Here is a 13,842-nt window from a genome sequence, read left to right as displayed (position 1 = left end):
GTGCAGTGCACAATAGAACGCAGCTAACGCAGCATCGGCCACAGCGTCGCCGCAAGCATCACGCCCATGGCGATGTTGAACCATTTGAGCCGCGCCGCATCCGCCAGAAAACCGCGCAGCGCCATGCCGAAACCGGCCCAGGTCGAAATGCTCGGCAGCATGACGACGGCGAACGCGGCCGCGATCAGCACCACGGACACAAACGGGCGTTCCGGATTGGTATAGACGGCCATGGCTGTAATCGCCATCACCCAAGCCTTGGGATTGACCCACTGGAAAGCCGCCGCCTCGATGAAGCGCATCGGCTGGCCCTTCGCCTCGCCTTCGCCGCCGAGCGAGCGCGACACGGCGATCTTCCAGGCGAGATAAAGCAGGTAGAGGCCGCCGGCGATCTTCAACCCGGTGTGCAGCACCGGAAAGGCCGTCAACACGGCGCCAAGCCCGAAGCCTACGGCAAGCAACAGCACAAGGAAGCCGAAGCCGATGCCGAGCATGTGTGGCACGGTCTTGACCAAGCCGAAATTCAGGCCCGATGCCAGAAGCATGAAGTTGTTCGGGCCCGGTGTGATCGAGGTCACGAAGGCATAGACCAGCAGGGCGAAGAATGCGTCAAAGGTCATGGTGTTCCCCCAATCAAGCCACCACCATTGCCCCTTACGGCGGATCCACAAACGCTGTCCCGGGCGCGGCCGGCAATGCGATCGGTGGCATGCGACGAGATAGAGCAAAGCGTCGGACGATCACATCCCTTGCGGGCCGCGGTTCATCGCCGCCACGCCGGTACGGCAGATTTCGACGAGCCCGAGCGGTTTCATGATGGCGATGAACTGATCGAGCTTGGAGCCCTTGCCGGTGATCTCGAAGATGAAATGTTCGGTGTTGGCATCGATGACGCTGGCGCGGAATGCATCGGCGAGCCGGAGCGCCTCGACGCGGGCTTCACCGGTGCCGGCGACCTTGACCAGCGCGAGTTCCCGCTCCAGTGGCCGCTCCTGTCCGAATTCCTGCGACCGCACGGTGAGATCGACGACGCGGTGCACCGGCACGATACGCTCGAGCTGGTGCTTGATCTGCTCCAGCACATGCGGGGTGCCGCGCGTCACGATGGTGATGCGCGACAGGTGCTTTTCGTGCTCGGTTTCCGAGACCGTCAGGCTCTCGATGTTGTAGCCACGTCCGGAAAACAGGCCGATGACCCGGGCAAGCACGCCCGGCTCGTTGTCGACGAGGACCGAAAGCGTGTGGTTCTCTGGTTTTTCCGTCTCCTTGGCGATGAAATAGGCGGAGCCGGTCGGTTGCAACTGTGCGTTCATGACATGAATCTCGGTTTCAAACTTTTGCGCTAATCCGCTGTTTTCGCACAGCTTCCTTGAACCAGGCTACACCAGTTCCCTGCCCTTGGCGTCGATCGCGTTGGCCACAGCCTCGTCGGTCGCCTCGTCAGGCAACAGCATCTCGTTGTGCGCCTTGCCCGACGGGATCATCGGGAAGCAGTTGGCGAGCGTCGCCACGCGGCAGTCGAACAGGACGGGCTTCTTGACCGCGATCATCTCCTTGATGGCGTCATCGAGCTCGTCCGGCTTGTCGCAGCGAATGCCGTGGCCGCCATAGGCTTCGGCGAGCTTGACGAAATCTGGCATCGCCTCGGTGTAGGAGTGCGACAGCCGGTTGCCGTGCAGCAGCTGCTGCCATTGCCGCACCATGCCCATATATTGGTTGTTGAGGATGAAGATCTTGATTGGCGCCTCGTGCTGCACCGCCGCGCTCATCTCCTGCATCGTCATCTGCACCGAAGCGTCGCCGGCGATATCGATGACCAGCGCATCCGGGTGCGCGATCTGCACGCCGAGTGCCGCCGGCAGGCCGTAGCCCATCGTGCCCAGCCCACCGGAGGTCATCCAGCGGTTCGGCTTCTCGAAATGATAGTGCTGCGCCGCCCACATCTGATGCTGGCCGACCTCGGTGGTGATGTAGGTGTCGAGGTCCTTGGTCAGCGCATAGAGCCGCTGGACGGCGTATTGCGGCATGATCACCTCGTGGTTCATCTTGTAGGCGAGCGAATCGCGGGCGCGCCATTTGGCAATCTGCTCCCACCACGGGTGAAGCGCTTTCTTGTCGGCCTTGGCGGTTGCCCGCCACAGCCGCACCAGATCCTCCAGCACACGCCCGACATCGCCGATGATCGGCACGTCGGTGTGGACGTTCTTGTTGATCGACGACGGGTCGATGTCGATGTGGATCTTCTTCGAGTTCGGCGAAAACGCCGTCAGCCGCCCGGTGATGCGATCGTCGAAGCGCGCGCCGATGCAGAGCATGACGTCGCAATCGTGCATCGCCATGTTCGCTTCATACGTGCCGTGCATGCCGAGCATGCCCATCCAGTTCTTGCCTGACGCCGGATAGGCGCCAAGGCCCATCAGCGTCGAGGTGATGGGAAAGCCGGTGAGGTCGACCAGCTCGCGCAGCAGATGGCTCGCCTCCGGGCCGGAATTGATGACGCCGCCGCCCGAATAGATGATCGGCTTCCTGGCGCCGGCCATCAGCTCGACCGCCGCCTTGATCTTTTCCAGGTCGCCCTGGACCTTCGGCTGGTAGCTGGTGCGCGGCGCCGTCTGCGGCGGGACATAGATACCCCTGGCGAACTGAACGTCCTTCGGGATGTCAACGACAACCGGACCGGGACGCCCTGTGGTTGCCACATGGAAGGCCTCGTGGATCGTTGCCGCGAGCTCGTTGACGTCTTTCACCAGCCAGTTGTGCTTGGTGCAGGGCCGCGTGATGCCGACCGTGTCGCACTCCTGGAACGCGTCCGAGCCGATCAGCGAAGTCGGCACCTGGCCGGTCAGGCAGACCAGCGGGATCGAGTCCATCAGCGCGTCCTGCAATGGCGTCACCGCATTTGTCGCACCCGGCCCGGAGGTCACCAGCATGACGCCGGCCTTGCCGGTCGAGCGCGCGTAGCCTTCCGCCGCGTGGCCCGCGCCCTGCTCGTGACGGACGAGGATGTGCTCGACCTCGTCCTGCTGGAAGATCTCATCGTAGATTGGCAGAACCGCGCCGCCCGGATAGCCGAAAACATGCTTGACGCCATTGTCCTTCAGCGCCTGCACCACCATTTCGGCGCCAGTCATTTCGGCTCTTGGCATTTCGGTTCTTGGCATTTCGCGCCGCTCATTCTGTCCACTGCTCATCGGTCTGGTCCCATACTGTTCGCCGTCGGGCGATTGCTGGTCGTTTAGTCGTATTTCGGGCAATAAAAAAGGCCCCCGAGGGAGCCTGTGTCTTGCGCATGGGAGGTCATCGCCCGGCGGTTACACCGCCTTGCCCACGCGCTTTCCTACGAGAATGAGTGCCTTTTTCATGGTGGCGGACAATAGAATTGGTTTGACGCCGCTGTCAACGGCGAATGTGCACTTGGCCTGACTCGGGACATCCGCCCATTGTGCAACCGCGCGGCCTTTCCGCCGCGCGGGTTTTCCGTTTCAGGCGCAGAGCACCACCCCCCTCGCCTTGGCCCAGCGCTCGATGATCTTGCGTTCCTCGAGCGAGGCGAGACGATTGCCGAAACCGCGCACCTGCACCGCACGGTTTTGCGGGTCGAGTTCGATCGTCAGCAACCGCTCGATCTTGCCGAGCGCCGAGCGCCGCAGCACCCAGATCGAGGCATTGCCGGCGATGCATTTGGCCGCGTATATCGAGACGCAATGATGCATCGCCCGGCTCTCGGCGACCAGATCCTCGGCTGTCTTCAACTGACGGACGAAGAAACGCTCGCCATGCGCCTTTGCCTCCTTGGTCGACGGCTGCCAGTCCCAGTCGTCGAGGCGCGAGCCGTCCCAGGCGCGGCCCTGCGACTGCGTCCCGGCAGTACGCGTGGCCCGCCCGGCAGCGCGGCGGCGCATTGCCTCGATGCGTTCGATCGCGGCAATGTCTCGATACCATTCCAGCATCTGCCGACGCAGCGAGGCGAGCGTGCGACCCTTCAGGCTGTACGCCGCATCGCGCTGGTGCACGGCGCCGATATAGTCGCATAGATCGTCGATCTCCTCCTTCGACGCGGGCTGTCCGCAGAAGAACCGTGTCACCTCGCGCCAGAAGGCCAGATCGTTACGTGGCGTGCGCGCGATTTTCGACTTGGCAAGTCGGGCCGCCAACCCGGAATCATCCGTGTAGGACCGGGCGATCGCCACCCAAAACGCCTCGTCCAACGTGAAATCGCCGGGCAAGTTCAAGAAGCAATGCACCTCCTTGCGAGACAGCCACGCACAGGCGCCCGCCTTGTAGAGAGAGTCACCACGCGCCACTGCGATATACCAAGCCTTGCGAAGCGCAATCTCTTCGGCATTCAACCCCGAGCTGTCCAGCCAGATACCCTCGAGCGCGGCTGTAACCGGGTAGCGCGCATAGAGATGACGCGCCGCGGCCAGCCGCAGCCGCGCGGGGTCGCGCGTCTTCAGCTTTGGACGCCACAGCGCGCCGTCGCGGATCGCCATGCCGGCAAACCGGCGACGTGCCTCGTCGAGCGCCCGCTCGAAATCCGGAGCGGGACGCGGGACGGGAAAAACCCGCCGCAGCGTCACGGCATATGCTTCAATGCGTTCGCGCTCGGCATCCTGCCTGCGCTGGATCATGGACTTTGCCATGGCCGTTCTTCCCGATTGGAACTCTGTCAGCCGCACGCAATTCCAGCGTCGGCACGGAATGTGTCGATCTGGATCGCCGGGTCATTGACAGGTCTCCTTTCAGGACGACGGATCAGAATGGGCGGCTTCTCTAAGCTCGCCGCCAATTTGACGCAAGAGCTATTCTTTCCACGCCCTCCATAGTCTGACGGGTGTTGCAAAGGTGCATCGTCGTCGCCATCACCGTGTCCGGCCGATGCGTTTCCAATAGATGAGGGTAGCTGTGAGCCCGCCATGCGGCTTCAGCGCATAATCCGGTATTTCGCCGGCCAGCGTGAAGCCGAGCTTTTCATAGAGGCCGGAAGCCCCCTCTTCTTTTGCCGTGTCGAGGACCAACAGGGTACGGCCTTTCTCCATGGCAACGACTTCCGCCGCCTCCATCAGGCGGGTTGCTATGCCCTTGCCGCGGTAATCGAGGCGGGTCATCAGCTTGGCGATCTCGGCCCGGTGCGGCTGGTTGGGAGGGCAGTCGAGCAGCAAGGTGACTGTGCCGACCAGCGCCTCGCCGTTCCAGGCTCCAAGCACCGCCCTTTCGCCTCTGGCGGCCGCTTGAAGCGACTTGTTCCAGAAGGCCGCGGCCATCTCTGGCGCCAGCGGATGCATGAAGCTGACCGAGCCGCCGGCAGCGACTGTACCGATCAGCAGATCCGCCAGCATTTTTTGCGTTCCGTCAGTACCGGTGAGTGGCCTGATTTCGATCGAACTCATGTGGTTCCCCTGCGCCGTCCGTCAGTCGAAATGACTGGTCCGCTTCCGCTTCCTGGCCCGGCGGATTTCCGCGATGCGATCGGCGTCTTCCTCTTGCAGATGTCGCCCTCGTTCCAGCAGTTCGAGCGTGTATTCCTCATAGGTCAGGCCCAGCCGCTCGGCCTTGTCCAGCCGCATCAGCATGATCTCGCGGCTCGGCACTTTCCATGCCTGGGCATGGGCGGTCCGCCAGGCAAGAAAGACATAGGGATCGCCCTTGCCCCAGGGCGGACCGTTATAGTCGTCGAGCGGCGGACCGCCATTGTCGGAGCGTTTCGGACGGCGCGCCTTCACCTCAGCTCCTGGCCAACGCAACCAGATAGTCGGCGGCGCCCGGGCCCGGAGCGTGAAAGACGCAATCGGATGGAGCGCCGAGCGCCAGGCAGTCGCCGGGTTCGAGCCTGTGAACGATGTCGCCCTCGGTGAATTCCAGCCGCCCGGAGATCAGCCAGATCTGTTGCTTGATGAAGGCATAGGACGCCGCCGGGAAACTGACCTTGGCGCCCGCCGGCAGTTGGACGCGGATCAGTTCGAGCGGCATGTCCGAAACCGGCGAAAGGTGCCGCCGCACATAGCCCGTAGCCGGATCGCTCCAGACCGGCTGGTCACGTTCGCGAAGCAGGCCACCGCCCTGCAATTCCGCCCTTGCTATCAAAGTGGAGAGCGTCATGCCGAAGGCGGCCGCAATGCGCACGAGGAGTGCCGCCGTCGGGCTCGTCATGCCGCGCTCTATCGTGCTCAGCATGGCTTTCGAGACATCGGACCGCTCCGCCAATTCAGCCAGGGACCAGCTGCGAACCACCCTTTCGGCATGTATTCTTCTGCCGATGGTCGAGGATATATCGTTCGCTATATCATCCATTAATCCGATATATCGAAAATTTTTCTACGAAGCAACGACCGTTTCGTCCAGTTTTCGCAAACTCCTTAATGTCCGCTAAACCATCCGGCCTCATCCCACCTTAACCCCGTTCGCCTAGGCTCATCACTCGGGAAAAGGGGACCGGCCTGTCCATGCTCGTTGAACGCGAAGCCTCCATTGGAGAACCGACGTTGCTGGAGCGCCGCAGGGCGGAGCAGAACGACAAGCGGATTCTGGGCAATGTCGTGCAATGCGATGGCGCGCGCGCCACCATCAGCGCCTATGCCGACGATATCGAAGGTACGGTCACCGGCCTGTGGAGCGTCGGCAAGATGATCTCGATCAATCTCGGCACATCACGAACCGTCGGCCTGGTCTACGAAATCGGCAAGTCGGATCGTGCCTGGAGCAGCGAGGGCCAGAATCCGATCGAGGTAAGCATCGAATTGATCGGCGAGGTGCGCGACGGTGCCGAACCCGGCGCGAAGCCGGTCTTCGACCGTGGCATCACGACCTATCCGCATATCGGCGCCATTGCCCATCGCATCCGCAGCCGCGACCTGCAGGCCGTCTACGATCTCGCCGGTCGTCATTCGATCACCATCGGCACGCTGTCGCAGGACGAGGCCATCGACGCCAATATCGCTATCGACGATACGCTGGCGCGGCATTTCGCCATTGTCGGCACCACTGGGGTCGGCAAATCGACCGCCGTCTCGCTGCTCTTGCGCAAGTCGATCGCCGCCCGGCCCGACCTGCGCGTGCTCATCCTCGATCCACACAACGAGTTCGCCGCGTCGTTGCCCGAATATTGCGTCAGGGTCGATTCGACGACGCTCGACCTGCCCTTCTGGATGTTCAAGCTCGAAGAATTTGCCGAAGTGCTGTTTCGCGGCCGCGAGACGGTCCCGGAAGAGGTCGACGCCTTGCGCGATCTTATTCCCGCGGCCAAGAACCTCTACCGCAATCCTAACTCCGGCAACTTTCTACGGCGCAGCACCGATGCGCTGACCGCCGACGCGCCGGTGCCCTATCGCATTGCCGACCTCATCAAGCTGGTCGATGAGCGCATGGGATTGCTGGAAAGCAAGAACGATCGCCCGACCTTCAGGTCACTGAAGACACGCATCGAATTGGCGGCATCCGATCCGCGCTACCGTTTCATGTTCAACTCGCGCCTGATCGAAGACACCATCCACGAGACGATCGGCAACATTTTCCGCGTGCCGCATCACGGCCGCCCTGTGACCTGCTTCGAAATGGCCGGCATGCCGTCCGAGGTGGTCAATTCGGTTTGCTCGGTGCTGGCGCGGCTGGCCTTCGACCTGGCATTGTGGAGCGAAGGCCGCTTGCGGCTGCTCCTCCTGTGCGAGGAAGCGCATCGCTACATGCCGGCCGATCCGCGCCTCGGTTTCGCACCGACGCGGCACGCGCTGTCGCGCATCGCCAAGGAAGGCCGCAAATATGGCTGCTATCTCGGCGTCGTCACCCAGCGCCCGGGCGAACTCGACCCGACCATCCTGTCGCAGTGCTCGACGTTCTTTGCCATGCGGCTCGCCAACGAGCAGGACCAGGCGATCATCCGCTCGGCGATCGCCGATTCCTCGGCTTCGACGCTGGCGTTCCTGTCTTCCATGGGCCAGCGCGAGGCCATCGCCTTCGGGGAAGGCGTGGCGACGACGATGCGGATGAAGTTCGAAAAACTCTCCGAGGATTTGATCCCCGGCACCGCCAAACGCGAGAATGCCTTGCCGTCCGAAACCGGCGACGAGGTCGACCTCGTGGCGATCGTCGAACGGCTGCGCAACGTGCCGAAATCACAGCAGGCAATGCCTTTCGCGGAAGTCGTCGATCCGGGCCGACAGGCCGGCGATTCGGACTATCGCAAACCGTCGGCCGCGCGCACCCAGCGGAACGACGATTTCGACTTGCGCTATGGCCTCAAGCCGGCGACCTTCGGGCTGCGTCCCCCAGAATGATTGAGCCGAGCAACTTTTAGGCAGCGCCCGCAGATATCACAGCTGAGCTTCGATGGCTGTCTTGTCTATAACTGACCACACCCGGCGAATTTTCCCTCTCTGAAACTCATAGAATACGTTCTCAGCAAACGAAATTCTCTTCCCGCTTACATCGAGCCCAACGAACGTTCCCCTTGGCGCGCAGTCGAAGCTTAGGCGGCTCGCTATATAAGGCGGATCGGCAACCAATAGCTGAATTTCGAAGTAAAGGTCCGGAATTTCGTCGAAGTCTCTCACCAACATTTCGAGATAGCCGGACAATCCGAGCTTGCGACCGTTGTGGGTCACTTCATCATGAACAAAGCGCCCCAGATTTGGCCAATCCTGCTTGTTCAGGCATGCAATGTAGTCCCTGTAAAGATCGGAGAGGTCGGATTTAGTCACGGCAACACCTCTATTTCCGGCAAGCCCCGCAAAGGCAGCATCTCAGCTTGACTGGGTGACGTCGGTCTGCGTGCATCGGAGACGCAGAAAACGATACCAGACGGCCAGCATCACGAATTCAATGACGGAATTTCAGGCGCAGACGCGGTTGCGACCTTGCCTCTTCGCCTCATAGAGCTGGCGGTCGGCGCGGCGATAGAACTCCTCGGCGGTCTCCTTGCGATCCCAGACGGCAAGCCCGACGCTAGTGGTGATTTTCAGTCGGACATTGCCTGTCAGCACCGACATGTTGGCGATCGCCTTGCGGATGCGCTCGGCGAATTTGGATAGCAGCTCGGCGTCCATATTGGGCGTGACCACCGCGAACTCCTCGCCGCCCAGGCGCGCCACCACGTCGTGATAACGTGTCATGTCCTTGAGACAGTTGGCGACGGCCCGCAACACCTCGTCGCCGACATCGTGGCCGTGGCTGTCGTTCACCTGCTTGAAATGGTCGAGGTCGAGGATCATCAGCCCTACTGGTTTTTCGATGCGACGGAACTCTTCGAGATATTCCTTCAGCGCATCGTCGAAGTAGCGCCGGTTCTGCATGCCGGTGAGGCTGTCGGTGAGCGCCGCATGCTCCAGCGTCTCCGAGCGCGCGCTGAGCGAAACGGTCATGGCGCGCAGCTTGCCTTCTTCCGTCGCCTGCTTTCGGATCAGCGGGTAGATGAAGAAAATGCCGAAGAACAGCGCAGTCGCCAGCAGCACGCCGGTCGCAAACAGCAGCTTGTTGAGATAGATGATTTCATCGAGTTCCGAAGGCGTATTGCTAATGTCGGCGGCCAGGGTTTGCAGGAGCCCATAGGCGTAAAGCGTCACCAGGCCGGCGGCCAGGATCACAAAAATAAAGACGAAAAAGGCTGATTCCGCCTTGTGGAAACGCATCTGCTCCCCGTTGGAAAGTTCCTATCGATCTTATGTCATGCGGGAACTTACGGACAGTTAACCTGGACAACTTCAACGCGAAATGTCCCCTCGGTGTCGACTTTTCAGGTTGCGCTCGAAGGAGGGGGTGAGAGCATCGAGTCGATCCCCTCACCAGGGCGCAATCTCTGCCATTCCGGGCCCAATTGGTGCCTGAACCAGGTCGCCTGCCGTTTGGCATATTGCCGCGTCGCGATTTTCGCGCGCTCGATGGCCTCGGGAAAACTGATGGCGCCGGCCAGCGCGGCCTGAAGCTCGCGAACACCGATTGCTTTCATCGCCGGCAGATCGGGATCGAGGCCGAGCGCTGAAAGCTGTTTCACCTCGTCGAGTGCTCCCTTGTCCAGCATGCGGTCGAAGCGGGCATCGATCCGCTCTACCAGCGCCGCTCGCTCCGGCTCGATGACGAAAAGGCGCGCGCTGCTCCTGTCGATCAACGGCCGGCCACGCGCGGCCTGCCAGTCCAGGATGGAACGGCCCGACGCGTCGAGCACCTCCAGCGCCCGCACGATGCGCTGGCCATCCGTCGGCTTCAGCATCATGCCGGCCGCAGAATCCTCGCGCAACAGGATGCGGTGCAATCTCACTGCACCCTGTTCCTGGAGCTCGTAGCGCCAGCGATCGCGGATCGATTTCGGAATGTCGGGCATCTCCGAGATACCTTCCGTGAGCGCCCGGAAATAAAGCCCGGTACCGCCGACGAAAATCACTGGCCGCTCCGAGAGCCTGCCGTCGTCGATCAGTTTCGTGACATCACGCAACCAGGCGCCGGTGGAATAGGCGGTGGACGGATCGACGTGTCCATAAAGAAAGTGGGGGACGCGGGCGAGTTCGGCAGGACCAGGCCGCGCCGTCAGCACGTCGAGCACCGAATAGCCTTGCATGGAATCAGTGTTGACGATGACGCCGCCATTGCGCTCGGCGAGGTCGAGTGCGAGCGCCGACTTGCCGCTGGCGGTCGGCCCGGCTATCAGGATCGCGTTCTTCACGCGGCCTTCGCCCGCCTGTCCGCTGGAATTTTCGATGCCGCTGATCGCCACGCTTCTATCCCATCCCGCCAGCCGCGCATTGACGCCGACGCTTGCGAATATGGCCTCACGGTCGGTCGGCGCAAGCGCTGTTCGCTGGCTGGCCGAAAACATCGCCTGCGAGCTCGACTTGTCGGGGACCGTCCACGCTTCCGAAATAACGGCGCGCCTGCATGCCGCGCTTGCTTCCGAACCGATCGACGTGGCCGTCCAGCCGGCTGAGAACAGGCGCAAGAAGATCCTGATCGCCGACATGGATTCGACGATGATCGACCAGGAATGCATCGACGAGCTTGCCGACGAGATCGGCGTCAAGGATCGCGTCGCCGCCATCACCGCGCGATCGATGAACGGCGAGATCGCGTTCGAGCCGGCCTTGCGCGAGCGCGTGGCGCTGCTCAAAGGTCTCGATGCCGCAATCATCGACCGCATCATCGACAGTCGCCTAACGCTGGCCTCCGGCGGCCGCACGCTCGTCCAGACAATGGCGGCCAACGGTGCCTGGACGGCGCTGATCTCCGGTGGTTTCGACATCTTCACCACCCGCATCGCAGCATTGCTCGGCTTCCACGAAAATCGCGCCAACCGCCTGATCGAGCAGGATCGCCGCTTCACCGGCTTGGTCGCCGAACCGATCCTCGGCCGCGCCGCCAAGGCCGAAGCCCTTATCGAGATTTCCGCCCGCCTCGGCCTGACGCCTGCCGATGCCATTGCCGTGGGTGACGGCGCCAACGATCTCGACATGATCCGTCTTGCCGGCATCGGCGTCGCCTTGCACGCCAAGCCGGCCGTGGCAGCCGAGGCAAAGATCCGCATCGACCACGGCGACCTCACCGCCTTGCTTTATCTGCAGGGTTATCGCCGGGAGGAATTTGTCGAATGACGCCGATCCGCACCGAGCGCCTGATCCTGCGCAACTGGGAAGATCGTGACCGCGAGCTCTTCCATCGCATCAATTCCGACGAGCGCGTCATGGAATTCTTTCCGTTTCGGCGCGATCGTGCCCAGTCGGACGCCAAGATGGAGGAGTTGCGCGCGGCTATCGATCGCGACGGCTTCGGCTTCGCGGCCGCTGAGATCGCAGCCACAGGTGAATGCATCGGCTTCGTCGGCATAACCCGCACCGATCATTTGCCATTCCTGCCGCCCTGCACAATCGAGATCGGCTGGCGGCTGGCACCCGAATTCTGGGGCCGCTTCTATGTCACCGAAGCAGCCGAAGCCTGGCTCACCTATGGCTTTGAAAGACTTGGCCTCGACGAAATCGTGTCCTTCGCAGTCAAGGATAACAGCCGGTCCACTGCCGTCATGGAGCGCCTGGGCATGATCGCCGACCCGGCCTCCGACTTCGACCATCCCGGTGTTCCGGACAGCCACACCGCACTCAGGCGACATGTCTTTTACAGGCTGCCACGCACAGACTGGCAGGCAAGAAAAAGGGCGGCCCGCTAGCCGCCCTTTTTCCTTTCAACATCAGAGTGTTGCAGGCTCTTCCGGACTCAATCCATCCGGATTGTCACAAACCTCAGCTCGCCGGTCTTCGACGCCAGCATCAAAAGCGCGTTCTTGCGCCCCTGCTCCTTCAGCGCGCCGATCCGGTCCATGACGTCCTTGGGCGTCGCGACCGATTCCTGCGCGATCTCGGTGATCACCTCGCCCGGCTGGATGCCGCGTTCGGCCGCCGCCGAATCCTTTGAGACGTCGGTCACGACGACGCCGGAGACGTCGGCGGCGATGCCGAATTTCGTGCGCGTTTCGTCGTTGAGCTCGCCGATCGTCATGCCAAGCACGGCAGCCGTCGAAACGGCAGGTGCCTTGTCGGCATCGTCCTGGTCGGTATTGCCATTTTCACCGCCGCTGGCAAGCTTTTCGCCATCCTCGAGCCGGCCGAGCGTCACCTTGACCGTCTGCTCGACCCCTTTGCGTACGATGATCACGTCGACCGCCTTGCCGACCGGGCTCTCCGCCACGACGCGTGGCAGGTCGCGCATCTCATGGATGTCCTTGCCGTCGAACTTGATGATCACGTCGCCGGCCTGGATTGTGCCGTTGTCGACCGGCCCGCCCTTGATGACGCCGGCAACCAGCGCGCCCTTGGCGGTCGCCATGCCCAGGCTCTCGGCAATGTCGTCGGTCACCGGCTGGATGCGCACGCCGAGCCAGCCGCGCCGCGTCTCGCCGAACTGGCGAAGCTGGTCGACGACGCCCGATGCAAGCTGCGATGGGATCGAGAAGCCGATGCCGATCGAGCCGCCTGACGGCGAGATGATTGCCGTGTTGATGCCGATGACCTCGCCGCTGCTGTTGAACAGCGGTCCACCGGAATTGCCGCGGTTGATCGCGGCATCGGTCTGGATGAAGTCGTCATACGGGCCGGAATTGATGTCGCGATTGCGCGCGGAGACGATGCCGACCGTCACCGTGCCGCCGAGACCGAACGGATTGCCGATCGCCATCACCCAGTCGCCGACACGCATCGTGTTGGAATCGCCGAACTTCACCGCTGTCAGCTTGTGCCCTTTCGGATCGACCTTCAGCACCGCGACGTCGGTCTTGGTGTCGGTGCCGACCAGCGTCGCCTTGAGCGTCACCCCGTCGGAGAAATTCACCTCGATGTCGTCGGCATCGGCAATGACGTGGTTGTTAGTCACCACGATGCCCTGCTCGGCGTCGACCACAAAGCCGGAGCCTAGCGACTGCACCTTTTGACCGCCGCCGCCCTTGTCGCCGCCACGGTTCTTGAAGAAATCGTCGAAGAAGTCCTGGAAGGGTGAGCCTTCCGGGAGTTGCGGCATCGGCACCGCGCCCGGCCCCTCAGTGCCCTTCACCGTCTGCGACGTCGAGATATTGACCACCGCGCCGAGCAGGCCGGCGGCGAGATCGGCAACCGAGGGCGGCCCGTCGGCTGCCACTGTCGGCGTCACGAACGACGGAACGGCAACGGCGCCGACCAGAAGCGCAGCGGCCCCGGCGATGAACGTCCGCCTCGCTGAACGCAGAAGGGTGGTGGATGTCATCGAAAGGCCTCCGGGTGTTCTAAAAACGCGCTTCGGCAAAAACGCCGCGTCGCGTCATGTTGGCAAGAAATAAGGCACGTTTGCGGCTACGGCTACCGCCAGAGGGTAAATCCTCCGTTACGCCGGCTATCCCTGCAC

14 protein-coding genes are annotated in these 13,842 nt (G+C 62.4%); 3 read left to right on the top strand and 11 right to left on the bottom strand.

What is annotated here, in order from left to right:
• Positions 1-23 precede the first annotated feature (23 nt).
• The 7 genes from NKI19_RS07305 to NKI19_RS07275 form a co-directional block, all read right to left on the bottom strand.
• A complete protein-coding gene (locus tag NKI19_RS07305; protein WP_352490294.1) occupies positions 24-620 on the bottom strand; it encodes a LysE family translocator in 597 nt (198 codons plus the stop codon).
• Between the two features lie 120 nt (positions 621-740).
• The gene (gene ilvN, locus NKI19_RS07300; RefSeq protein WP_023676680.1) at positions 741-1,313 is read right to left on the bottom strand and encodes an acetolactate synthase small subunit; all 573 of its coding nucleotides are present in this window, start codon (positions 1,311-1,313) and stop codon (positions 741-743) included.
• Between the two features lie 66 nt (positions 1,314-1,379).
• Positions 1,380-3,131, bottom strand: a complete 1,752-nt coding sequence (locus tag NKI19_RS07295; RefSeq protein ID WP_352564512.1) for an acetolactate synthase 3 large subunit — start codon at positions 3,129-3,131, stop codon at positions 1,380-1,382.
• Positions 3,132-3,482: 351 nt separating this feature from the next.
• Positions 3,483-4,643 carry a PcfJ domain-containing protein gene (locus NKI19_RS07290; RefSeq protein WP_352490296.1) on the bottom strand — a complete coding sequence of 387 codons (1,161 nt, stop codon included), beginning with the start codon at positions 4,641-4,643 and terminating at the stop codon, positions 3,483-3,485.
• A 219-nt stretch (positions 4,644-4,862) separates the two neighbouring features.
• Positions 4,863-5,390, bottom strand: a complete 528-nt coding sequence (locus NKI19_RS07285) for a GNAT family N-acetyltransferase (RefSeq protein ID WP_352490297.1) — start codon at positions 5,388-5,390, stop codon at positions 4,863-4,865.
• A 21-nt stretch (positions 5,391-5,411) separates the two neighbouring features.
• Complete coding sequence (locus NKI19_RS07280; RefSeq protein WP_352490298.1) at positions 5,412-5,723, bottom strand: hypothetical protein; 312 nt, start codon at positions 5,721-5,723, stop codon at positions 5,412-5,414.
• A gap of 1 nt (position 5,724) precedes the next feature.
• Positions 5,725-6,291 carry a helix-turn-helix domain-containing protein gene (locus NKI19_RS07275; protein ID WP_352490299.1) on the bottom strand — a complete coding sequence of 189 codons (567 nt, stop codon included), beginning with the start codon at positions 6,289-6,291 and terminating at the stop codon, positions 5,725-5,727.
• Positions 6,292-6,443: 152 nt separating this feature from the next.
• On the opposite strand from NKI19_RS07275, the gene NKI19_RS07270 reads away from it, so the two are divergent.
• Entirely contained in the window at positions 6,444-8,270 is a 1,827-nt protein-coding gene (locus NKI19_RS07270; RefSeq protein WP_352564510.1) for an ATP-binding protein, read from the top strand.
• Between the two features lie 36 nt (positions 8,271-8,306).
• Here NKI19_RS07270 and NKI19_RS07265 read toward each other — a convergent pair whose 3' ends face one another.
• The 3 genes from NKI19_RS07265 to miaA form a co-directional block, all read right to left on the bottom strand.
• Positions 8,307-8,693 carry an ester cyclase gene (locus NKI19_RS07265; protein WP_352490301.1) on the bottom strand — a complete coding sequence of 129 codons (387 nt, stop codon included), beginning with the start codon at positions 8,691-8,693 and terminating at the stop codon, positions 8,307-8,309.
• 132 nt (positions 8,694-8,825) lie between these two features.
• Positions 8,826-9,620 (bottom strand): GGDEF domain-containing protein, encoded by a 795-nt coding sequence (locus NKI19_RS07260; RefSeq protein ID WP_254818928.1) that lies wholly within the window; start codon positions 9,618-9,620, stop codon positions 8,826-8,828.
• 104 nt (positions 9,621-9,724) lie between these two features.
• Entirely contained in the window at positions 9,725-10,693 is a 969-nt protein-coding gene (gene miaA, locus NKI19_RS07255; protein ID WP_352490363.1) for a tRNA (adenosine(37)-N6)-dimethylallyltransferase MiaA, read from the bottom strand.
• Between miaA and serB the strand changes: the two genes are divergently transcribed.
• Positions 10,683-11,570, top strand: a complete 888-nt coding sequence (gene serB / locus NKI19_RS07250; RefSeq protein ID WP_352564508.1) for a phosphoserine phosphatase SerB — start codon at positions 10,683-10,685, stop codon at positions 11,568-11,570. The genes miaA and serB overlap by 11 nt on opposite strands.
• A complete protein-coding gene (locus NKI19_RS07245; protein ID WP_352490303.1) occupies positions 11,567-12,139 on the top strand; it encodes a GNAT family N-acetyltransferase in 573 nt (190 codons plus the stop codon). Before serB ends, NKI19_RS07245 begins: the two co-directional genes overlap by 4 nt.
• Before the next feature lie 47 nt (positions 12,140-12,186).
• On the opposite strand, the gene NKI19_RS07240 is transcribed toward NKI19_RS07245, so the two are convergent.
• Positions 12,187-13,704, bottom strand: a complete 1,518-nt coding sequence (locus NKI19_RS07240) for a DegQ family serine endoprotease (protein ID WP_352490304.1) — start codon at positions 13,702-13,704, stop codon at positions 12,187-12,189.
• Positions 13,705-13,842 lie beyond the last annotated feature (138 nt).

The organism is Mesorhizobium sp. M0751, assembly GCF_040320265.1.
Classification (GTDB): domain Bacteria; phylum Pseudomonadota; class Alphaproteobacteria; order Rhizobiales; family Rhizobiaceae; genus Mesorhizobium.
The sequence above is the reverse complement of the archived record's forward strand: the minus strand, read 5'-3'. Positions and strand labels throughout refer to the sequence as shown.